Genomic DNA, 19,737 nt, shown 5'->3' with positions numbered 1-19,737 from the left:
TGTAGTCAGTGTCAATAGAACGCCAATGAAATCACATATCCAATCTTTGCTTGAACAGACAGTAGCCCAATTAAAACAGCAGGGGCTTATCCCTGAAGATACTGATCCCAGAATTCAGGTAGACCGCACCAAGGATAAAAGCCACGGCGATCTGGCCACTAATTTGGCAATGATGCTGACCAAAGCTGCTGGGAAACCGCCACGGGAACTGGCGCAGTTACTCATCGACAACCTGCCAGCCTCCAGCCATGTGGCTAAAGTGGAAATCGCTGGCCCTGGATTTATCAACTTTTTCATCGACGACAATGCACTGGCCAAACAGCTGCAAAAAGCATTAGCAGATGCGCACTTAGGCGTTGCATTACCGGCGGCACAGACGGTGGTGGTTGATTATTCCTCGCCAAACCTTGCCAAAGAGATGCACGTGGGCCATCTGCGCTCCACCATCATCGGCGATGCGGTGGTACGGGCACTGGAATTTCTTGGTCATCACGTGATCCGTCAGAACCACGTGGGCGACTGGGGCACTCAGTTCGGCATGTTACTGGCCTATATGGAAGAATTGCGGGCGGCCAATGGCGCTACATCGGAAGTAGAATTATCCGATTTGGAAAGTTTTTATCGGGCCGCGAAAGTGCGCTTTGATGAATCAGAAGCATTCGCCACCCGTGCCCGTCATCTAGTGGTGGAGCTGCAGTCCGGCGACGAGTATTGCAACAAACTGTGGCGTGAATTCAATGAAATTTCACTGAGCCACTGTCACAAGGTTTATCAACGCTTGGGCGTCAGCCTGACTCGTAAAGATGTACACGGCGAAAGCGCTTATAACGACGACCTACCGCAAGTGGTAAAAGATCTGGAGGCTCAAGGGCTACTGACCGAAAGTCATGGTGCCAAAGTAGTGTTTCAGGAAGCGTTCCGCACCAAAGAAGGCGAACCATTACCGGTGATTATCCAGAAAGCTGACGGCGGTTATCTGTATGCCACCACCGATCTGGCGGCCATGCGTTATCGCTCATCGGTACTGCACGCCGACCGGGTGCTGTATTTTGTGGATCTGCGCCAAGCGCTGCATTTCCAGCAGGTTTTCAGTCTGGCCCGTACCGCAGGTTTTGTGCGGCCAGAGATGTCGCTGGAACACATGGGCTTCGGCACCATGAACGGCGAAGATGGCCGGCCATTCAAAACCCGTACTGGCGGGGTGGTGAAACTCATCGACCTGCTGGATGAAGCACATGATCGTGCGCTAGAACTGGTGCGCAGTAAGAATCCAGAGATGGATGCCGCGACGCTGGAAAAAATTGCGGCAGTGGTTGGGGTGGCCTCGGTAAAATATGCCGATCTGTCGAAAAATCGCGCCAGTGATTACATTTTCAGTTTCGACCAGATGTTAAGTTTTGAAGGCAATACCGCACCTTATCTCCTATACGCCTATACCCGTGTCGCCGGTATTTTCAAAAAGGCAGAAGATATTGATCTGTCTACTGCAACCATTACGCTAGAGCATGACAAAGAGAAAGAGCTAGGCAATAAGCTGGCACAATTTAGCGAAGTACTATTGCGGATGGTGGATAAGGGCCAGCCACATCTGTTGTGTGCGTACCTGTATGAACTGGCAGGCGCGTTCTCCAGCTTCTACGAAGCCTGCCCAGTGCTGGCTGCTGATACAGCAAGCCAGCGCGATAGCCGTCTGTTACTGGCGAAGCTAACCGCTAAAACCTTGAAGCAGGGGTTGTCATTGTTAGGTATTGATACTCTGGAGCAGATGTAACCGATGCGCAGCGATTACGCTAACAGCAAACCGCGCCGACAACAGCGCGGTAACCTCAAAAAACCTCAGCCACCTAAACGGCCGCCGTTGCTGCTGTTTTTGATGGTATTGGTGGTAGTCGCTGGTTTTGGTTATTTTTTGTGGACGCTGAAGAACGGCAGTCCGGCACCAGTAACCCAAGAGCCGGTAAAGGTTGTCATTCCAGAAAAGACATCGCCCAAGAAAGATCCTAATGCACTGCCCCCAAAACCTAAAGAAGAGTGGACGTATCAGCAGGAGTTAGAGAACAAACAGGTTGAAGTGGATTTACCGGAAAAGAGCAACCAACCGACCCGCCCCTACCAGATGCAGTGCGGTTCTTTCCGTAAAGAATCACAGGCACAGGAAATGAAAGCGGTTATCGCCTTCCAGGGGCTAGAAGCGCAAGTGCGGAAAATCGACGGCAACAGCGGCGTCTGGTACAAGGTGGTGCTAGGGCCCTATCAGAGTAAACGCAAAGCGGAAACCGACCGCCATGAGTTGCAACGCGCTGGCCTAAACGGCTGTATGATCTGGTTCTGGGAAAGTTAACAGCCCACAAGCACATACAAAACCGCAAGTCATTGGCCTGCGGTTTTTTTCTTACTAAGCCTGATGGCATACGCTTAAAAACTGCGGTTCCTATGCTTGATATTCATTGCTCCACCCCCATATTAACCTCTATCGCACCCTGACGGCACCGCCCGTCAGCCAGCCAAGAGGATTTATCGTGACAACAATCGTATCAGTGCGCCGTGACAACCAAGTGGTAATGGCCGGTGATGGCCAAGTTTCTCTGGGGAATACCGTCATGAAAGGTAACGCCCGCAAAGTCCGCCGTCTTTACCACGACAAAGTGATCGCTGGATTCGCCGGAGGCACTGCCGATGCGTTCACCTTGTTCGAACGTTTTGAAGCCAAACTGGAAATGCATCAAGGACACTTGATGAAAGCCGCCGTGGAACTGGCCAAAGACTGGCGTACTGACCGCATGTTACGCAAGCTGGAAGCACTGCTGGCGGTAGCGGATGCTGAATGTTCATTAATCATCACCGGTAATGGCGACGTACTGCAGCCGGAAAACGACCTGATTGCCATAGGTTCCGGTGGTAACTACGCCCAGGCAGCCGCTATCGCCATGCTGGAAAATACCGAACTTACGGCACGCGACATTTGCGAAAAAGCCTTAACCATCGCTGGCAATATCTGCGTGTTTACTAACCAGTTCAAGACCATTGAAGAGCTGAATTACTGAATTCTGCGTGAGGAAGTACCATGTCGGAAATGACACCCCGCGAAATCGTCCACGAACTGGACGCTCATATCATCGGCCAGCAAAAAGCCAAGCGCTCAGTAGCGGTTGCCTTACGTAACCGTTGGCGGCGGATGCAATTGGATAGCGCACTGCGCCAGGAAGTGACCCCGAAAAATATCCTGATGATTGGCCCGACCGGTGTTGGTAAGACCGAAATCGCCCGCCGTCTGGCAAAGCTCGCCAATGCGCCGTTTATCAAGGTAGAAGCCACCAAATTCACTGAAGTGGGTTATGTCGGCAAAGAAGTGGATCAGATCATCCGCGATCTGACTGATGCGGCCGTCAAGATGACCCGCGAACAGCAGATGCTGAAATGCCGTACCCGTGCCGAAGAAGCTGCCGAGGAACGAGTGTTGGATGCACTATTACCTAAGCCTAAAAACGACTGGGACAGCGAAAAAGAAGATAGCTCGCACACCCGGCAGATCTTCCGCAAAAAACTGCGCGAAGGTCAGTTGGACGATAAAGAGATAGAAATCGATGTCGCCGGTCCACAAATTGGCGTGGAAATCATGTCACCTCCCGGCATGGAAGAGATGACCAACCAGTTGCAGAGCCTGTTCCAGAATATGGGTCAAGGCCAGACCAAACGCCGCAAGCTGAAGATCAAAGAGGCAATGAAACAGCTAACCGAAGAGGAAGCCGCCAAGCTGGTGAATCAGGAAGATCTTAAAGATCAAGCGATTGAACTGGTCGAGCAGCACGGCATCGTGTTCTTAGATGAAATCGACAAGATCTGTAAACGTGGTGAAACCTCTGGTCCCGATGTCTCCCGCGAGGGGGTACAACGTGACCTGTTGCCATTGGTAGAAGGCTGTACCGTTAATACCAAACACGGCATGGTGCGCACCGATCACATTCTGTTTATCGCTTCCGGTGCCTTCCAGATGTCTAAACCGTCGGATTTGATCCCAGAGCTCCAGGGGCGTCTGCCCATTCGTGTGGAACTGGATGCGTTGACCGCTAGCGATTTCAAACGCATTCTGACGGAGCCACACGCATCGCTGACCGAACAGTATGTGGCACTGATGGCAACAGAAGGAGTGACAGTAGAATTTACGGAGTCAGGCATCGACCGCATCGCCGACGCCGCCTTCCAGGTGAATGAAACCACCGAAAATATCGGTGCAAGACGGCTGCACACCATCATGGAGAAACTGATGGAAGATATCTCCTATGAAGCCGCCGACAAATCCGGCGCCCATTACGTGATTGATGCCGAGTACGTCAACGCCCATCTGGAAACCTTGGTACACGACGAAGACCTCAGCCGCTTTATTCTTTAAAAACAGCCTATTATTGCCTTTTACTGCCGCCTTAAAGGCGGCAGTTTGCTGTCTAGCATTATGATTTTGCTATCTACGTCTATCTTTGCGTCAGTTGTGACAAAAAAATGCTGCACCCTGTTCTGCCACTTGTTAATATCGCTTACCGCAAGTCAACATTTGTAACCCACAATGGCACGGAAGCTGCTCATTTGTACCCAATGTCAATGCCCGTGCCGATTCCAGAGAAAGGCACTATGAAAAAACTCGTTACGTTAGTAATGGCATTCAGTCTGCTGACCGCTTGTACTTCTGCGACAAGAGAATCAGTAAACACACTGCCAGTAGCCACGCCAAAAATTAGCCCAACACTCCAAGCGCCAGAACAACTCGGTCTAAAACGTGTCGTGGCCATTGCGCGTTTCACTGATGAAACTAAACGTGGAAGTTTCCTCCTTGATAAAGATGGTGATCGGATTGGTAAGCAAGCTGCCGATATTCTTGCCGCTCGTCTTACTGAGACGCACAAATTCATCATGTTGGAAAGAAACGACCTGAATAAAGTGTTATCAGAAAACAAGTTGGCCGGTAAAACTATGCCGTCAGTGGGAGCTGATTTTTTGATTATCGGCTCAGTTTCTGAATTCGGTCGCTCCACCACCAGTGAAGTCGGCATTTTCAGCCGTAATAAAATTCAAAAAGCCAATGCGACTGTTAACGTACGTTTGATTAACACGCGTACAGGGGAAATTGTCTATTCAGAGGAAGCCTCGGGGGAAGCTGTTGTTGAAGCCAACCACGTATTCAATGTTGGTGAACGTGCCAGTTATGATTCATCGCTAGACGATAAAGCCGTCTCTGCGGCCATTTCCAAACTTGTCAGTAATATCACCGAAAATCTACTCGATAGCCCATGGCGCGCTTACTTGATCGGTCAGCAAGGTTCGCTATGGATGATGACTGGAGGACAATCACAAGGGCTGAAAACAGACGAGCTTTTTGACGTTTTTAAAGAAGGCGAAACAGTTAAGAATCCCCAGACTGGACTATTGATAACGTTGCCAGGTGAAAAAATCGCCACGATTAAAGTTAAAAGTTTTATCGGCAAAGGCAGTAATGAATTGTCTCTATGTGAACTGGTGTCAGGAACGATCAATCCTAAACAGCTCACAGGTCTTGTGGTTCAAGAACAGAAAAAGGCATAACCCATGAAAAAAATATTTCTCATAGCCATCACGCTTTTTCTAAGCGCTTGTAGTTCCCATTATGAAACCACAACTCAGGTAGATGACAAAGCTTATCTCCAATTAACTGGCAGTCTGGCAGGAGCACAGTTGGTTTTAGATCAACAGCCAGCGATAAATTTAGATGGGGTTGCTAGTTACAAGGAGAAAGATGAAACGGTAATTAAGTTTGTGGTGGCAACTGGCAACCATTTAGTTGAAATCCATAAGAACGGTGAAACGTTAGTTAAGCGCAATATTTTTGTGACTAACGGTAATACTTTTGAAATACGGATCCCCTGATGAGAAAACATAACACAATACTCGTAGCATTAGCGTTGATAGTACTTGGCGGTTGTGCGGCCAATAATAACAGTATTTATTATTGGGGTAATTACTCACAGACTGCATATGAATATCAAAAATCGCCCAGCGAAAGCAGCCGTCAAGCACATGTGCAATCACTCACAGCTATCGTTGAAAATGCGGTAGCGCAACATAAGAAAATTCCACCAGGCATTTGTGCAGAATTAGGTATGCTACAAGCTCAGAATTCACCGAAACTAGCACTACAGTATTTTAATCAAGAAAAAAGCTTGTTCCCTGAGTCAGCACCGCTTATGGACAAGCTGATAAACGATCTACACAAGGATGCTCGTTCATTATGAGAAACATAATTCTATTACTATTAATCACCACAGCATCCTTGCTGACAGGCTGTGCGACCCCCAACTATGTTACTAAGCAGGCCGCATATCCCCTGATGTACCAACAACATCCACTGTCAATATTAGTGGTGCCAGCAATTAATCATTCAACCGCTGCCGATGCACCGGAACTGTATTCAACAACCATAGCGACCCCGCTGGCAGAGGCTGGATACTATGTACTGCCGCTACCAATTACTAATATGCTGCTTCAACAGCAAGGGGTGGTTGACGGCGAGCAATTAGAGAAGGTTGATGCCACCAAGTTCCATGGATTGTTTGGTGCTGACGCGATATTATTTGTCACTATTAATCAATGGGATACAAATTACTATGTTACTGGTGGTAACGTTACTGTAGGTGCGTCGTTCCGTTTAGTATCAACTAGTAGCAATGAGGAACTTTGGCATTACAGTAATACCATCGTTTATAACACTTCCGGCAATAGCGGTAACTTAATTGCTGATCTTATTTCAACGGCGATCAGCACCGCCATAACTGACTATGTTCCAATTGCCAGAACCGTTAATGGGATGGTGGTCAATACACTTCCCGCTGGCAAATACAGTCCGCTCTATGACAAAGATGGTACAGTCAAAATTCTTGAACAGAAACAAGTGAACTAAGCGCAATATCTTCCTTGGGGCGATTGTCTTAGTGCAATACTGGACAGTCACCCCTGCGACTATGATTGAAGGATGAACCTGAAGTACCGCATCATGAAACATGATTAATTGTTTGTTTTATTTAGTTTTCTCCACGAATATCAGTGAAGTTTTAACTACGGTAAAATCTCGCCATCATCAATACTGAGATGCCACACAAGAAGACTTGCAGAAACGGCCATGCTGCCACAAATTAATCACGTTGCTGCATCCGCAGGGTTTTCAGCCAGAAGAGTTCCTGGCAATGATTAGTAAACGCTTTGCGCTGAGGGGTGATAGTGATATCTGCAGGGGCGCTGACAACCGTGTAGGTACTCCAGCATTCGGCACACAGTTGCTCATCTTCGACATCATCTTTTTCATACTGATGTTGCACCACCACACCATCGGCAAAGTGATACTGGGTATCAATGGCCGTCACCGTTACACCATCATCTTGATACGACAAATCCCGCTGCTGTTGCCCTACAATCACCGCGCTGCGCTGGTGAATAGCATCGATGTAGTGAGCCAGAGACGTCATTCTGTTACCTTTCTATATTTGATTCAGCAAGATAGTCTTGCTGTCTGAGCAAATTTAGCAGACGATGATACACCAATCATTAAGTTTGGGGCGTGACCGATGCCTGCACTTAGCAGGTAAGCTTTTAATCGCCGTTACCGCCCACAATGGTTAGGATTCAATTATTGCTATCTGGAGTACCTATGAAAACCATCGCATGTATCTGTGCCAGCCTATCACTGCTGACCAGCTCACTCTTTGCCGTCCATGCCGACGAGTTTACTCTGAGCAGTCCTGATATTAGCCCCAACGCCATCATTCCCGCCCGTTTTGAGGCCAATACCTTTGGTTGCCATGGTGACAACCAATCGCCAGAACTGCGTTGGAGTGGCGCCCCGTCAGCGACCCAAAGTTATGCACTGACAGTTTACGACCCAGATGCGCCTACTGGTTCTGGTTGGTGGCACTGGATGGTTATTAATATTCCCGCGACCACAACGCATCTGCCTGCCAATGCCGGGGCTTTGGGCGATAAAGGCTTACCACCGGGAGCCAGCCAGGTTCGCATCGACTATGGCGTCAAAGCCTGGGGTGGCACTTGTCCACCGGTGGGCGATAAACCTCACCGCTATATTTTTACCCTTTATGCGTTGAAAACCGCCAAACTGGAAGTCCCGGCTGAGGCTACCGCTGCTGTAGGTGGTTTTATGATTAACGCCAATGCAATTGCCAAAGCCAGCTTCACCGGTTACTACGGCCGTGCGGCGCAGCAGTGACACTCAACATTGACGGCATCAGTAAGCCTTTGCTGATGCTGTCAGCTAACTACCACGCGCAACACACCGCCGCGTATATATCGCCAATTCTGCTTCGATAATGCGTAGTAAAATCAATGCGCGGCAAAATCGGCGAACGCCTGTAATTGTTTACCTAAAAACTCGCGCGTCGCGGCATCGGTGAGTTTGCCTTCACTGATTTTCCCCATCGCCTGCCCTATCATGGCTTCTGGCTTGTTCATCACCTTAGCATCAAAAAATACCAGAATTTGCCGCAGGTGATACTGCATCCGCGCGCCACCAATCACGCCAGGAGAGGCACTTTCAATCATCACTGGCTTGCCATCTAGTGGTTGAGGTGTTACCCGCGATAACCAGTCGAGGGCATTTTTCAACACCCCAGGGACAGAGTAATTATATTCAGGAGAGACAATAATCAGCCCATCGGCTTCAGCAATCATAGACGCCATCTGTAGCACTGCCTCGGGAAAACCCTGAGCTTCCTGCACATCGGCGTTATACAGCGGAAAATCACCAATAGAACCCAAAGGCGCAATTTCTACATTGGTAGGGGCCAGTTGCGGCAATGCCCGAGCAACGGTGGCATTCAGAGAATCCTTACGCAGACTACCAACCAGCGTGACAAACTTTAAGGGTTTTTCACTCATAAACCTGACTCCATGTTAGCGGCTCGACTTAATCGCATCATACGCTGGAGCCAGGGGCACTGTCACACGGTTCTGTTAAACGCTTATGCGAGCAACGCTTGCAGCGAAACGTTGCCTCGCAACCCTTTAAGATTAAAACGGTCACCCGCAGGCCCCTGCGGCAATAACACCTGGTCGCCCACCTGCAATTTTTGCCAGCGTTTTCCTTGCGGTAATCGCAGCGTCAACCACAACGCCTGCGGTTGTCTTTCTGGCAGTGCCAGTTTGCCATCAAGCCGCTGTAACTGCGGATCATATTGCAAACTCAGGCCAGTTTTACCCCAAGGTGTGGGCACCGGTTCACAACTCACTGGCTTGCCACTGAACAACCAGGCATGGGGCAGCGCTTTGGCCAGATGCAGTCCCTGATCATCATCAAATACCAACGCCCAACGCAGCAATAATGGTATTGTCAGCTGTGCGGGCATACAAAATAATGGCATACCCCCAGTGATATCAGTCACCTCGCCCGCTGTCCAGCTGCCAGGCGTATGGGCATGATAACGATGGGCGTACATAAACAGCAGATACTCATCCACTCGCCCGAGTGACAACAACTGCCGCGCATAACCGTATGAGATAAAGCCCAGCAAATTACGTTCGTGCTCGTTGGCGGCGGTGATATTCGCTACCACCCCGATGCTGGTGGCACCATAGGCGCGCATACAGTTAATCACCAAATGCGACAGCTCAGTTGGCAACACATCCGCGTGCAGCAACTCTGCATAGGCGCGATGCGGCCAGCCCTGTTCGCTAGGGTTTTGCTGCGCCAGCGCCTGACGAAACGTCAATTTGGCCCCAGGAAGTGGGCCGATGTAGGGGGGCTTCATGTCGTGGCGAATGTTGGCACGAATGCTCTGCTCCAGCCGCCCATGCAGTTGTTTAGCGCGCTGTTGCCAATGTTGCGCCAGTGAACGTTCACCGCCTATTTTGCCCCAAACGGCAGCAATATCATTTAGTCCCCGCACCGTCATGGCAGTGTTGGCAAAATAGGGTTTCCACCAGATAGTGGGATCTTCAAACAGGCAAGCATCGGATTCATTCCAGCCGTGGATCAGCCCATAGCCCGGATCGTCCTGTGGCAGTTGCAAACTGACATCATGCAGTTCCAGCAAAATACTGGCAGTGGCCGCAATTTTGTGGCGATGCTTCTGCAGCAGGGCTTTATCCGCGGTGTAACGGTAGTAGCGAGCCAGCAGCGATAAGGTCAAACCAAACTGGGCGGTTTCGGGGCCGCGCATGTTGATCATGCCGTCATCGGCGACAAAATCGCTAAAATAGCCATCCAGCACCGCAGCAGCTTGCGCAAAACGGCCCCACTCCAGATTGGCATACAGCGAACTGGTGAAAGTATCCTGAAAGCCGTCGTACTCCTGCCCATAATAATCGCGATCCACTGCGCCGTACTTTGGATAGACGCCGTCAGGACGCACAATCTGTTCGCGGGCAAAGGCAAACTGCACCATATCGCCCCAACTTTGATCGGGTAAGGTGACGCTGGCGCAATCGTGCAACAATTGCTGCCAATAGCCGCTAAAACGCAGCAATGCCCGGTAAAAATCGGCTGCCGCCGGTGGCTGTCGTCTAGGCGGATAAGCTGGATAGCTGTAACCATAATGCACCTCGCTGACTTTGCCATCTTCAATCAATGCGGAACGATGCCAAGTCTGGGTGATAAAACGGTCGGTGGCATCCACATCGGCAAATACCAGCAGGTCATAGTAGCGGTTGTGGCTGATTGGGATCACTTTATGGACTGCCGGTAACCAGCCCCCCAACAACCCCTCATAACGTTTAGCCGCCAGCGCATCATCACCACAGCCCTTCAGCACCTGCCGCGGATGATATGTGCGGGTGCGGCCGTTGGGATAAACCATCATGGTATCGTCACATTGGCGAGTCCCAATAAAACTGTTCCAAGGCAAACGACCACCATAATCTTCAGCATTGAGCTTGGACGCCAATGGTGGCGCCACGCTGCGCACTTGCAGCTCGTCCGGCTCACCCTTTGCGAGCAGTTTATCTGCCAGTAAATCCGCATCTGCCATCGCGACTTCTGCCAATGACATGCCTAAATAGTATGGCTGGTCGGTGGCGAATGTCGCCTCCAGGCGTTTGCTCAGCATTAACACTTGTTGACCATGACACATCGCCAATGACCCGTCAGGTTGCCGCAGATCTTCATATACCGACCAACTCAGCCCCAGTTCCTCAAATTCACCTATAGGGGTAAAACCCTCAAGTTGCGATGGCGTCAGTGGTTGTAGTCGCGGACTGGCGGCCAGCCCCGGTTGAGAAGTCGCCGCCTGCAGCCTGCCCACAGCCACGGCGGCGGTGGTTAATGCCACAGATTGTAAAAAGTGCCTTCTGTCCATCTGCTCTCCCCGAATGATTGGTTGTATGCGTCAGTTACTATCTAACGGGTAATACCCGCACAGGTGCTTTATTTAGTAAGCGTTAACATAATAATTTTATATCGTATACCATATAAAATTAACCAATTGCAACATCAAATCCCTCCCAGCTGTTTGGTTGGCCCCCATTGGGGTTGTGTGGTGTGGTAATTGGGGAAAAGCCCAGATTCCGTTATTATGCGCTTTTTGCCAGTCACTGCTGGCAGTCTTAGCATTGGACAAGGCATGTCAGAACAGCTGCAAACCATTCCATTTTCTCTGCGCGATTACCGCATTGTGGCGCTATCAGTGCTCGGTGGTGCGTTGGAAGTCTATGACTTTATTATCTTTGTGTTTTTATCGGTGACCATCGCTGATGTATTTTTTCCGCCCTCAGTTCCAGAGTGGTTAAGGCTGGTACAAAGTCTGGTGATCTTCTCAGTCGGTTATCTGGCGCGGCCACTGGGTGGTATTGTGATTGCGCATTTCGCCGATAAATTTGGCCGCAAACACATGTTCAATTTCACGGTATTGTTTATGGCAATGCCCTGTTTGCTGATTGGTGTATTACCCGGCTATGCCGAAATTGGCGTCTGGGCTCCATTACTGTTGTTGCTGGCACGGATTGTTCAAGGGGCAGCGTTGGGCGGTGAAGTCCCCAACGCTTGGGTATTTGTGGCCGAGCACTCGCCCAAGCCGCATCGCGGCTATGCCTTGGGACTACTGCAAGCCGGGCTGACGTTGGGCTACATGCTGGCGGCATTAACCGCTACATTAATCACCCGCAATGTGTCCGATGCCGAGTTACAACAATGGGCCTGGCGTATCCCATTTATCATTGGCGGTATCTTTGGCTTTATTTCGGTGTGGCTAAGGCAATGGCTCAGCGAAACACCGGTATTTATGGCGTTACAAAAGGAACAACAATTAGTGCAAAAACTGCCGCTGTCTGCGGTATTTCGTCAGCACAAATATGCAGCGCTCCCGGCAGCGTTGCTGACCGCCATGTTAGTGTCGGCGGTGGTGATGACGGTCGTCGTTACGCCCATTGCACTGCAAAAGTTTTATGGCATGGATGCAGCCACCACCTTTGAAATCAGCTGTATCGCCATTTTGTTCCTGAATGTGGGCTGTGTAATTGCCGGGAAATTGGCAGATCTGTTCGGGCGCTGGCAAACTGTCGCGCTCTATAGCGTGTTGCTGGCTGTTGGCACCTCGGTGCTGACACTGGTGCTGGATGCTCCGCCAAAAACCTTATTGTTGGGATACGCGATTGCCGGACTCTGTAGCGGTATTATCAGCGCGGTGCCTGCAATCGTGGTGCAGCTATTCCCGCCTGCGGTTAAAGTCACCGGAATTTCGCTGGTGTATAACCTGACCTATTCTGTCTGCTCCAGCATTATGCCATTGGCACTGCTGGCATTATTGCATGCACATCGCTGGGGCATGGCAGTGTTTGCCTGGGGCATGATGTTGCTGGGTCTGGCAACGGCTTATCTGTTTCGCCATGTCAGACGTTATAGCGATTAAGTCGGTTGCCGTTGCCATTGGTGTTTTTTGCCGAACCCCAAACGGTTATCCACCATTTTTACCGTCTGCAACTGCAACTGCCACAGCGGTGCGGACTTGAGTTTAGCGATAGGGAAACGCTGACAGTAACGCGCTTTGATTGCCGCTATATCAGCTGCAGCGACTTTAGCGGCAATGGCGGTAAACTGAATGCCCTGAATGTACAGCACCGCTTCTGTTTGTTCGGCAATGGTGCCTGCAACCTGCGCATTAGCCAGCATGGCTTGCGTATGGCGGCTGTCGTCGGCGGTCATCAGATAGCAACACATGGTTGCAGCATCAAACACATAAAAACAGCTGGCACACCACAGGCCTTGCTGATCCTGAGTACAAAGCGTTAGCACATGTTGCTGTTGCAAATATTGGGTGATGGCTGCGGCCGCGGCGGTCATTATGACTCCGATATCAATGAAGATACGCCATCATAAAACATAACCGCCACAGTCCCCAACTCCCCACACACCGCTACGGCGGGCGTTAAGCATCGCCCCAGACTTCGTTCGCAATGTCTACCACCAGTGCCAGCTTACGGCGCTGCTCGTCAAAGGCGATGTTATTGCCATGCACCGTTGACGAGAAACCACACTGTGGCGACAGCGATAACTGTTCTAACGGTGCATAACGGGCGGCTTCATCGATACGGCGCTTGATGGCATCTTTTGACTCCATCTGCCCAAATTTACTGGTGATCAGCCCCAATACCACATGTTTACCTTTGGGCAGATAACGCAGTGGCCGAAAATCACCCGAGCGCTCGTCGTCATATTCGAGGAAAAACGCATCCAGCTCCATTTTGGCTAACAGTGCTTCCGCCACCGGCTCATAGTTACCTGCTGCCGCGTAAGTGCTGCGGAAATTACCACGGCACAAGTGAATGCCCAAGGTCATGCCTTGAGGTTTATAAGCCACTACCCGGTTAATAAAATCGGCGTAGCGATACGGCAGTTCATTAGGGTCATCACCGCGACTACGCGCCGCTTCACGCATTTTTTCGTCACACAGATAAGCCAGATTGGTATCGTCCATCTGCACATAACGGCAACCCGCATCCGCCAATGACTGCAACTCGGCGCCATAGGCTTTGGCTACGTCTTCATAGAATTCAGGTTCCAATTGGGGATACGCCTGCTGGCTGATCCCGGCCCGACCACCACGAAAATGCAGCATGGTCGGTGATGGCAAAGTCACTTTGGGCACCAGCGCGCTACCTAATGCTTGCGTCTGCTGCTGTAGATACACAAAATCTGCCAATTGGATATTCTTCACATGGCGCACTTTGTCCATCACTTTGATAACCGGCGGCGCTAATTCCAAGCTGCCGTCGTCACGGGTAATGGTGCGCGGTTCTTCACTGACAACGCCCCCTAACTGCCGCAGAAAATCCACATGGAAATAGGTACGCCGAAATTCACCATCGGTAATCACTTTCAGCCCCACATCCCGTTGCATGCCAATCACCTCGGCAATGGCGCGGTCTTCCACTTGTCGCAGTTGCGCCGCATCAATGCCGCCGCTGGCAAACGCCGCTCTGGCTTGTAACAGATAACCCGGGCGTAAAAAACTGCCAACATGCTCGGCGCGAAAAGGCAACGGGACAACTGAACTCATGGTTCCTCCGACGAGGGTAGAAATACTAGACCAGCACATGCTAGCACTGGCGCTACAACTCAGGGCAGTCATAGCGTTGCAGATATCGGCTTAGTTGAATAAGTTTCAGCAACTGCCGTATTGATCATGAAAAACTTTCAGCAGCGCGGATGATAGTAATGGTGGCCACGAAAGCCTTGACCTGAGCACAACGGCGGCGGCACTATGCAGCTTTTAATCAAGATATACGCGCTAATGCCTGCCAAACTTTATCTCCTGCGTCATGGTCAGACCCGTTTTAATGCCGAGCGTCGTCTGCAAGGACAATGTAATTCACCACTCACCGCCCTAGGCGAACGTCAGGCCTATGCCATGGGCGTTACCCTCAAACAGCACATCCGTGATGTCCAGCAGTGGCAAGTTGTCAGCAGCCCCCTAGGGCGGGCGCTGCAAACAGCGGAACGGGTTTGTGCCGGTCTTGGCATCAGCAGTGAACATATCCGCACCGATGCACGCATACAGGAAGTCGGATTAGGGCAATGGGAACAGTGTCATATCGACGAAATTCTGGCATCACAGCCACAACTGCAACAACAACCAGACTGGTATTTAAAGGCACCACAAGGGGAAGAGTTTACGGCCATCCGTTTGCGTCTCAACCATTGGCTGGCAGAACTGCACGCCAATGACAGACTGATAGTCATCAGCCACGGCTTGACCGGCATGATACTGCGGGCATTGTTGTTACAGTTGCCTTATGAAGAGATCTGGCAACTGGAACGGCCACAGGATGCGTTTTACTATTATCGGCACGGCGACCTAAAAAAACTCAACGTCGCGCCTGACCTGCTTGAATTAGCCGTGCATCAATAGCACTCAGCAGCCGCGCAATAAACTCGTTATCCTCGGTGTTGTGGCAACCGCTATGTGCGTGGCACAAACATAAATCGCCTAGCAACACCTTACTGAGATCGTTGTGGCAACACGCCTGCCATAACTGTGCGGCAGCGGCTTCTGGCGAATGCTCATATCGGCGTCGTTGCAACCACAAAAACGCAGCTACTCGGTACTGGGGTGATGAACGACTAAAGATAAAATGCCAATCCATAATCGTTGCGTTCAGTTAGACAAGTTAACCCGATCGCGGCCATCTTTCTTCGCCCGGTACAGTGCGGTATCGGCGGCAAACAGTAGCGCTTCTGGGGTACGGAACTGACCATTGACCTCAGCGGCAATCCCCTGACTCACGGTGATCCCCGATTTGCCCGCCAATTCCCCACAATTAATCTGCGAAATCCGCTCACGCAAGCCTTCGGCAATAGTTTTAGCCTGCACTCCATTCATACCCGGCAGGATCAGCGCAAACTCTTCACCGCCATAACGCGCGGCCAGACAATCTTCATCCGGCAAGGCCTGTTGCAGCGCATAGGCCACCTGCTGCAAACAACGGTCACCCTGAATATGACCAAAACGGTCGTTAAACAGTTTGAAGTGATCCACATCCACAATCACTATCGAAATTGGGTCGCGCGTTGTGGTGCATTGTTCCCAGAGTTTCTGCAAGGTCTCAAAAAAGGCCCGGCGGTTTGCCAGCCCGGTTAACGCATCGGTAGATGCCAGTTGATGCAACCGTTGGATTTCGGCTTTTTGCGCTCTCAAATCTTGAAAAGTCGCCAGCAAACAAGGTTGCTTTACCGGCATAAACGACAGTGACATATTCACGGGTACTGCGGTTTCGTTGATATCGATCATCATTTCTGAGGCACTGTGCACCAATGCTTGCGGATCGCCGTACTGCTCAAAGCAGTTACGATAAAAAGCTGACCACGGTGAGGCCAGAAACGAGTGTAATTGCTTACTTACTAGCATCTCGGTGGTGGATGCAAATAACGATAGCGCCGCCTTATTGGCATAAACCACTGTGCCTTGTAAGTCCAACTGCAACGTGGGTTGCTGTAGCCGCTCCAATAACAGTTGCAGCATGTCTACTTCATTAGCAGCTTGTGCAATTCCCGCGGGTATCACCTCGTCAACGATAGTGATAGACGGTTTTGAGTTTGATTGTGAAGACATCGTCGTTCTCCCTGTTATTCATGCCTGGCAACAGACACAGTTTTCAGGGTTAGGCTACAAACTCCGCTCGGCAATTACCTTCTGCCAACCTTACCGTGTAACATGCTGATATAAATAGCTTTATTTTTTATGATTAAAGCGACTACAGACAGCATTTGCCATTAAGTAAGCATAATTTTTGACATCCCATACTTGCCACATATCAAAAATCATTAGGCTGGTTTGCCCATATATAGATGCAACACGGTCGTGATTATGGGTGAAGTTAACCAAAGCGGAAGTACAAGATTTTTGATAGCGCTAATGCAAGGGGAAGAATACAGCCAATATTGACGGCGGATGATGAATGAGGTGCCACAGCTGTTTGTCAGTTAAACCATGTGAACACAGGCCATAATGTGCCAGTAGCACGTCGGGCCTGTGTCCGCCAAGCTCAACTAGAACTTATAACCAAAACCAATGGTCACTGAGCTGATATCGTAAGGATCATCAGCAAAGAAATGGTTGTACGCAAGTGTAGTGAAATAGCGGCCATAATCGGCTTTTAGCCCAATACTGGCAACGGGTTTATATTCGTTATCTGACGCTGAGCCCGATAGGGAGAAGCCATCGCCAACATAGTTCACCTCGACTTTGGCATGTAGATAGCTGTAACCTGCTTTTACAAAACCCTGCACCGTTGGCGTAAAGGGGTAACTGGCTTTCATCGCTACGTCTATGGCATAGACGTCAATATCAATACCTTCGTTACTGCTGGGCCAATAGTGGAAATCTGACTCCACTGCCCATATGGCATTTAATGGAATACCCGCGGTAACACCATACACGGCTTTGTTATCATCGAGGCCGTCTGTCAGGTTTGTGCCATAACCGACGTTAGCCGCCAGATAAAACTGACTATCAACTTTCTGAGATGACTCATCTGCCACCGCCGCAAATGAAAGCAAACCCGCGATTGGAATAAATAAAGCAATCTTGCTGTACTGCATGAAATTTCCTTATATCAATAACTATCCATCTAGATAGACTGCAAATACTAGCAGCCCCCGTGAAGATGTTAAACAATGTTGAGCTTAGCTATTGATAAAAATCGCAAAATCAGCAATGAGTTCTCTGTAAATCGTCACGTCACAACCAGTGCCAACAGTGTACAGATTGGGTATTTGAGTAGAGAAACGCCAAGATGAGGCTATGCACAGCGGATTATACAAGCGGAGTTATTACCACTTTTTACAGCAACGGTTGGGTGGTGGTTTGATTATAAAAAATATTTGTCTTAGAAATCCAAGGCGACTAATCGCCGCCTTGAGATTTAGCTTATCTGGGCCTATTCACATTAAAATTGTTGGTAAAATTGTTGGGACAGCCACCAAAATTGTTGGGACAGCCACCAATTTGCAGTGTTGACAGGTATCAACTACGCTGAGTCATTCACATGGAGTGAAGTTACTACAACAAGGAGTGTGTTATGACCGTTGCCCGCCGTCGTTTGATTGATGTTGCATCAACCCCTTATTACCATGTCATAAACCGTTGTGTCCGCCGTGCATTTCTCTGTGGTGAAGATGCGGTAACTGGCCGCAGTTATGAACATCGTCGCGAGTGGATAGCCACCAAAATCCGCCAGCTTTCCGCTATTTTTTGCATCGACATTTGTGCCTATGCGGTGATGAATAATCACTATCATCTGGTGCTAAAAATTGATGCAGAACGCCAGCAGGTATTAAGTTCTTTGGAAGTCATCGAACGTTGGACACAGTTATTCCATCCACCCATGCTGGTAGCTCGCTTTCTCAAAGGTGACAAGCTCGATAAAACACTTCTATTACAGTTGGATGCGTTGATTGAGGAGTGGCGTAAACGCCTCGCTGACATCAGTTGGTTTATGCGCTGCCTAAACGAAGAAATAGCCCGCAAAGCCAATAAAGAAGACAACTGCACCGGCGTATTTTGGGAAGGCCGCTTTAAGTCGCAAGCGCTACTTGATGAGCAAGCACTGTTAACTTGCATGATGTATGTTGATTTAAACCCTATCCGCGCGGGGATTGCCGATAGCATTACAGACTCAGATTTCACTTCTATTCAAACGCGGATTAAAGAGCAGCAGCAAAAAGTCCAGCCAGATAACCCCACATCACCGCACAAAACCACCCCATTAAAACCACTATTAGATTTTGACGGTGCTACTCACACTGCCACACAATCAGGCATTCCGTTTCACTTTGCTGATTACTTGGAACTGATTGATTGGACCGGGCGCGCTGTCCGCACCGACAAACGCGGCGCTATTGCCGAAACAGCACCCAAGCTATTACAACAATTGGGAATAGCGTCAGACGCTTGGATGCGCAGTGCTACCGAATTCAGCAAACAATACGCTCGCGCTTGTGGCAGTTGGGCGGCGATGTGTGAATTCAAAACCCGCCAAGGTGGCAAATGGTGTCGCGGTAAACAATACAGCAGTGAGCTATATCAGTAACACAAACAGATAAACCAGCTGTTCATCAGTAACCAGTGAAATTAGCGCGGCGTTTCACCCACTTCGTCTACCCAAAATTATGCGATTACACCGATTATATCGTCGTCATACTAACTAAACGACACTAAACGGCTTCATTTCTCACCTAAAAGCGATTTAACAACAAAAGATCGAACTAAAAAATAGCCTACAAAAATGATGCCTGTCCTCATATTATCCTATAAATAGTCCACAAAAATGATGCCTGTCCTCATATTATCTCTCCTCATATTATCTCTTCTCCTCATATTATCCTATAAATAGTCCACAAAAATGATGCCTGTCCTCATATTATCATGCCTGTCCTCATATTATCTCTTCCTCATATTATCGTCTAAAATAGTCGAGACAAAATATATCTGTCTCGACTATTGCTTTATTTATACCTCTTTATTAATAACCTGAGGGTCAGGGCTCATAATCACCAAGTTATTTTTATCAGCTTTTAATAAAAGATGAAAGCCAGTTACACCATTATCTTTACAAAGATCTTCTAAAACTAAGGAGTCACCATTTTCACTAACAAAGCTATTTTCAATGACACCATCAAATGGTGTTTTAAAACCAGCACCAATAAATCTTAATCCCTTAGGAGCTAAATCAAGATTAATAAGTTTATAAATGATAATTGTTGGCTTTGTCACAGTT

The 19,737-nt window shown here is 49.3% G+C and carries 21 protein-coding genes; 12 read left to right on the top strand and 9 right to left on the bottom strand.

Annotated elements, in window-relative coordinates; genetic code table 11:
• Positions 1-25 precede the first annotated feature (25 nt).
• The 8 genes from argS (at position 26) to J3L11_RS02960 (ending at position 6,925) form a co-directional block, all read left to right on the top strand.
• Entirely contained in the window at positions 26-1,771 is a 1,746-nt protein-coding gene (gene argS / locus J3L11_RS02995) for an arginine--tRNA ligase (RefSeq protein WP_133038439.1), read from the top strand.
• A 3-nt stretch (positions 1,772-1,774) separates the two neighbouring features.
• Positions 1,775-2,341 carry an SPOR domain-containing protein gene (locus J3L11_RS02990; protein ID WP_133038438.1) on the top strand — a complete coding sequence of 189 codons (567 nt, stop codon included), beginning with the start codon at positions 1,775-1,777 and terminating at the stop codon, positions 2,339-2,341.
• 178 nt (positions 2,342-2,519) lie between these two features.
• Positions 2,520-3,044 carry an ATP-dependent protease subunit HslV gene (hslV, locus tag J3L11_RS02985; protein WP_133038437.1) on the top strand — a complete coding sequence of 175 codons (525 nt, stop codon included), beginning with the start codon at positions 2,520-2,522 and terminating at the stop codon, positions 3,042-3,044.
• Between the two features lie 20 nt (positions 3,045-3,064).
• The gene (gene hslU, locus J3L11_RS02980) at positions 3,065-4,390 is read left to right on the top strand and encodes an HslU--HslV peptidase ATPase subunit (RefSeq protein ID WP_133038436.1); all 1,326 of its coding nucleotides are present in this window, start codon (positions 3,065-3,067) and stop codon (positions 4,388-4,390) included.
• Between the two features lie 236 nt (positions 4,391-4,626).
• Positions 4,627-5,574, top strand: a complete 948-nt coding sequence (locus J3L11_RS02975; protein ID WP_133038435.1) for a CsgG/HfaB family protein — start codon at positions 4,627-4,629, stop codon at positions 5,572-5,574.
• A gap of 3 nt (positions 5,575-5,577) precedes the next feature.
• Positions 5,578-5,895 (top strand): hypothetical protein, encoded by a 318-nt coding sequence (locus J3L11_RS02970; RefSeq protein WP_133038434.1) that lies wholly within the window; start codon positions 5,578-5,580, stop codon positions 5,893-5,895.
• Positions 5,895-6,260: a DUF4810 domain-containing protein gene (locus J3L11_RS02965; RefSeq protein ID WP_133038433.1), complete on the top strand. Its 366-nt coding sequence runs from the start codon at positions 5,895-5,897 to the stop codon at positions 6,258-6,260. The genes J3L11_RS02970 and J3L11_RS02965 overlap by 1 nt, the downstream gene beginning before the upstream one ends.
• Positions 6,257-6,925 carry a GNA1162 family protein gene (locus J3L11_RS02960; RefSeq protein ID WP_133038432.1) on the top strand — a complete coding sequence of 223 codons (669 nt, stop codon included), beginning with the start codon at positions 6,257-6,259 and terminating at the stop codon, positions 6,923-6,925. The genes J3L11_RS02965 and J3L11_RS02960 overlap by 4 nt, the downstream gene beginning before the upstream one ends.
• 232 nt (positions 6,926-7,157) lie before the next feature.
• Here the strand turns inward: J3L11_RS02960 and J3L11_RS02955 are convergent, their stop codons facing one another.
• On the bottom strand, positions 7,158-7,487 hold the full coding sequence (locus J3L11_RS02955; protein ID WP_207569955.1) for a hypothetical protein: 330 nt from the start codon (positions 7,485-7,487) through the stop codon (positions 7,158-7,160).
• A gap of 182 nt (positions 7,488-7,669) precedes the next feature.
• Between J3L11_RS02955 and J3L11_RS02950 the strand changes: the two genes are divergently transcribed.
• Complete coding sequence (locus tag J3L11_RS02950; RefSeq protein WP_207569954.1) at positions 7,670-8,242, top strand: YbhB/YbcL family Raf kinase inhibitor-like protein; 573 nt, start codon at positions 7,670-7,672, stop codon at positions 8,240-8,242.
• 113 nt (positions 8,243-8,355) lie between these two features.
• Here the strand turns inward: J3L11_RS02950 and J3L11_RS02945 are convergent, their stop codons facing one another.
• Together J3L11_RS02945 and J3L11_RS02940 are read right to left on the bottom strand one after the other, a co-directional pair.
• Positions 8,356-8,910: an NADPH-dependent FMN reductase gene (locus tag J3L11_RS02945; protein WP_207569953.1), complete on the bottom strand. Its 555-nt coding sequence runs from the start codon at positions 8,908-8,910 to the stop codon at positions 8,356-8,358.
• Between the two features lie 83 nt (positions 8,911-8,993).
• Positions 8,994-11,324, bottom strand: a complete 2,331-nt coding sequence (locus tag J3L11_RS02940) for a hypothetical protein (RefSeq protein WP_207569952.1) — start codon at positions 11,322-11,324, stop codon at positions 8,994-8,996.
• A 264-nt stretch (positions 11,325-11,588) separates the two neighbouring features.
• Between J3L11_RS02940 and J3L11_RS02935 the strand changes: the two genes are divergently transcribed.
• Positions 11,589-12,872 carry an MFS transporter gene (locus J3L11_RS02935; RefSeq protein ID WP_207569951.1) on the top strand — a complete coding sequence of 428 codons (1,284 nt, stop codon included), beginning with the start codon at positions 11,589-11,591 and terminating at the stop codon, positions 12,870-12,872.
• Here J3L11_RS02935 and J3L11_RS02930 read toward each other — a convergent pair.
• Both J3L11_RS02930 and J3L11_RS02925 read right to left on the bottom strand, forming a co-directional pair.
• Positions 12,869-13,303 carry a YhbP family protein gene (locus J3L11_RS02930; RefSeq protein ID WP_207569950.1) on the bottom strand — a complete coding sequence of 145 codons (435 nt, stop codon included), beginning with the start codon at positions 13,301-13,303 and terminating at the stop codon, positions 12,869-12,871. The two genes, J3L11_RS02935 and J3L11_RS02930, sit on opposite strands and share 4 nt — an antisense overlap.
• A gap of 85 nt (positions 13,304-13,388) precedes the next feature.
• Positions 13,389-14,519, bottom strand: a complete 1,131-nt coding sequence (locus J3L11_RS02925) for a 5-methyltetrahydropteroyltriglutamate--homocysteine S-methyltransferase (RefSeq protein ID WP_207569949.1) — start codon at positions 14,517-14,519, stop codon at positions 13,389-13,391.
• A 204-nt stretch (positions 14,520-14,723) separates the two neighbouring features.
• Here J3L11_RS02925 and J3L11_RS02920 point away from each other — a divergent pair, with 204 nt between their 5' ends.
• Entirely contained in the window at positions 14,724-15,371 is a 648-nt protein-coding gene (locus tag J3L11_RS02920) for a histidine phosphatase family protein (protein WP_207569948.1), read from the top strand.
• Here the strand turns inward: J3L11_RS02920 and J3L11_RS02915 are convergent.
• The 3 genes from J3L11_RS02915 to J3L11_RS02905 form a co-directional block, all read right to left on the bottom strand.
• Entirely contained in the window at positions 15,328-15,606 is a 279-nt protein-coding gene (locus J3L11_RS02915; protein WP_207569947.1) for a hypothetical protein, read from the bottom strand. The two genes, J3L11_RS02920 and J3L11_RS02915, sit on opposite strands and share 44 nt — an antisense overlap.
• An 11-nt stretch (positions 15,607-15,617) precedes the next feature.
• Positions 15,618-16,571: a sensor domain-containing diguanylate cyclase gene (locus J3L11_RS02910; protein ID WP_207569946.1), complete on the bottom strand. Its 954-nt coding sequence runs from the start codon at positions 16,569-16,571 to the stop codon at positions 15,618-15,620.
• 437 nt (positions 16,572-17,008) lie between these two features.
• Positions 17,009-17,560, bottom strand: coding sequence for an outer membrane beta-barrel protein (locus tag J3L11_RS02905; protein ID WP_133038422.1), 552 nt, complete (start codon positions 17,558-17,560; stop codon positions 17,009-17,011).
• 479 nt (positions 17,561-18,039) lie between these two features.
• Here J3L11_RS02905 and J3L11_RS02900 point away from each other — a divergent pair, with 479 nt between their 5' ends.
• Positions 18,040-19,050 (top strand): transposase, encoded by a 1,011-nt coding sequence (locus J3L11_RS02900; RefSeq protein ID WP_207569945.1) that lies wholly within the window; start codon positions 18,040-18,042, stop codon positions 19,048-19,050.
• 419 nt (positions 19,051-19,469) lie between these two features.
• Here the strand turns inward: J3L11_RS02900 and J3L11_RS02895 are convergent.
• A partial coding sequence (locus tag J3L11_RS02895) for a DP-EP family protein (protein ID WP_207569944.1) occupies positions 19,470-19,737 on the bottom strand: 268 nt, incomplete at its 5' end.

The organism is Shewanella sp. 4t3-1-2LB (genome assembly GCF_017368415.1).
Lineage (GTDB): Bacteria > Pseudomonadota > Gammaproteobacteria > Enterobacterales > Shewanellaceae > Shewanella > Shewanella fodinae.
The sequence above is the reverse complement of the archived record's forward strand: the minus strand, read 5'-3'. Positions and strand labels throughout refer to the sequence as shown.

Coding starts and splice junctions, on each gene's coding strand:
- J3L11_RS02945 (WP_207569953.1), bottom strand. CDS start 8,910: ATGAGTGAAAAACCCTTAAAGTTTGTCACGCTGGTTGGTAGTCTGCGT.
- argS (WP_133038439.1), top strand. CDS start 26: ATGAAATCACATATCCAATCTTTGCTTGAACAGACAGTAGCCCAATTA.
- J3L11_RS02925 (WP_207569949.1), bottom strand. CDS start 14,519: ATGAGTTCAGTTGTCCCGTTGCCTTTTCGCGCCGAGCATGTTGGCAGT.
- J3L11_RS02920 (WP_207569948.1), top strand. CDS start 14,724: ATGCAGCTTTTAATCAAGATATACGCGCTAATGCCTGCCAAACTTTAT.
- J3L11_RS02910 (WP_207569946.1), bottom strand. CDS start 16,571: ATGTCTTCACAATCAAACTCAAAACCGTCTATCACTATCGTTGACGAG.
- J3L11_RS02975 (WP_133038435.1), top strand. CDS start 4,627: ATGAAAAAACTCGTTACGTTAGTAATGGCATTCAGTCTGCTGACCGCT.
- J3L11_RS02960 (WP_133038432.1), top strand. CDS start 6,257: ATGAGAAACATAATTCTATTACTATTAATCACCACAGCATCCTTGCTG.
- J3L11_RS02970 (WP_133038434.1), top strand. CDS start 5,578: ATGAAAAAAATATTTCTCATAGCCATCACGCTTTTTCTAAGCGCTTGT.
- J3L11_RS02950 (WP_207569954.1), top strand. CDS start 7,670: ATGAAAACCATCGCATGTATCTGTGCCAGCCTATCACTGCTGACCAGC.
- J3L11_RS02955 (WP_207569955.1), bottom strand. CDS start 7,487: ATGACGTCTCTGGCTCACTACATCGATGCTATTCACCAGCGCAGCGCG.
- J3L11_RS02905 (WP_133038422.1), bottom strand. CDS start 17,560: ATGCAGTACAGCAAGATTGCTTTATTTATTCCAATCGCGGGTTTGCTT.
- J3L11_RS02990 (WP_133038438.1), top strand. CDS start 1,775: ATGCGCAGCGATTACGCTAACAGCAAACCGCGCCGACAACAGCGCGGT.
- J3L11_RS02965 (WP_133038433.1), top strand. CDS start 5,895: ATGAGAAAACATAACACAATACTCGTAGCATTAGCGTTGATAGTACTT.
- J3L11_RS02915 (WP_207569947.1), bottom strand. CDS start 15,606: ATGGATTGGCATTTTATCTTTAGTCGTTCATCACCCCAGTACCGAGTA.
- J3L11_RS02940 (WP_207569952.1), bottom strand. CDS start 11,324: ATGGACAGAAGGCACTTTTTACAATCTGTGGCATTAACCACCGCCGCC.
- hslU (WP_133038436.1), top strand. CDS start 3,065: ATGTCGGAAATGACACCCCGCGAAATCGTCCACGAACTGGACGCTCAT.
- J3L11_RS02935 (WP_207569951.1), top strand. CDS start 11,589: ATGTCAGAACAGCTGCAAACCATTCCATTTTCTCTGCGCGATTACCGC.
- J3L11_RS02900 (WP_207569945.1), top strand. CDS start 18,040: ATGACCGTTGCCCGCCGTCGTTTGATTGATGTTGCATCAACCCCTTAT.
- J3L11_RS02930 (WP_207569950.1), bottom strand. CDS start 13,303: ATGACCGCCGCGGCCGCAGCCATCACCCAATATTTGCAACAGCAACAT.